The sequence below is a fragment of the Rhodopirellula maiorica SM1 genome, assembly GCF_000346295.1.
GTDB lineage: Bacteria > Planctomycetota > Planctomycetia > Pirellulales > Pirellulaceae > Novipirellula > Novipirellula maiorica.
Genome location: NZ_ANOG01000924.1, coordinates 1 through 865, shown reverse-complemented (window position 1 = coordinate 865; position 865 = coordinate 1). Strand labels below are relative to the sequence as shown.

General features: G+C 52.7%; 2 protein-coding genes. Both read right to left on the bottom strand.

The window, feature by feature from the left end:
* Positions 1–204 (bottom strand): hypothetical protein (locus tag RMSM_RS40240; RefSeq protein ID WP_144058047.1); only part of this gene is annotated, 204 nt, incomplete at its 3' end.
* A gap of 302 nt (positions 205–506) precedes the next feature.
* Positions 507–865 (bottom strand): substrate-binding domain-containing protein (locus RMSM_RS29300; protein ID WP_040770062.1); only part of this gene is annotated, 359 nt, incomplete at its 5' end.

Below are 865 nucleotides of genomic sequence, written 5' to 3'. Positions count from 1 at the left end.
TTCAAATTGCATGGTTTCGGCATTAGGACGGACGGTATCCCACAATAGGGGCAGCAGTTTCTTATCCCCCGCCCCGGCCCAAGTGCGGAAAATTAGATTAATGCCTCGCACCCGCAGAATTTGACGGATCTCATGATAAACCCGTTCGATATCACCCTCCGCCGCATATTCGGCGACCGGGCTCGACTGTTTTGATCCAAACACAATGATTTCTCCCTTTTGAGGTCTCTGATAATCTCAATCTCAGTGGATAGGCGGTCACGTCACTTCGATCACGCCACTTTGGTCACGCCACTTCGATCACGATCGATCCGTGCGGTCCACGCTGTGACACAACAAGCACGCGTAGTGCCAAAGTGGATGGAGGTGGAAGTTCTGGCTCGCGCATGCCCGATCGGTTCACGTAAGCCTCAAACGATTGAAACCTTCAAATCAGCAGCGCCGCCAATGACCGTTTTGCCTTCACGCACACGCTGCGGCCGTGATTTCAGTCCGATGTTGTAAAACTAAGGAGCCAGCGGGACAAAATAATGCTCCGCGATGAGATCACTCACATCGCTGGAATTGGCAAAATCAAGGAATGCTTTGACACGTCCCGTTGGTGGCTGTTTGACCACAAGGTTCAAAGGTCGCGACAACGGAAAGCTGCCGCTGCGAACATTGTCGATCGCTGCTTCCACGCCCGCTAACGGCAACAACTTGATCGCAACTCCGGCAGCGACATAGTATTCGGCGGTGCCGATGGAAACGTAGCCGATCGCCGCTGGATTTGCCGCGACCGTCTTGATGGTTTGTTCGTTGTCCGCAATGACCACATCGGCTTTGATGTGGCGATGCTGAATTTGGATGTATTGGGTAAATAACG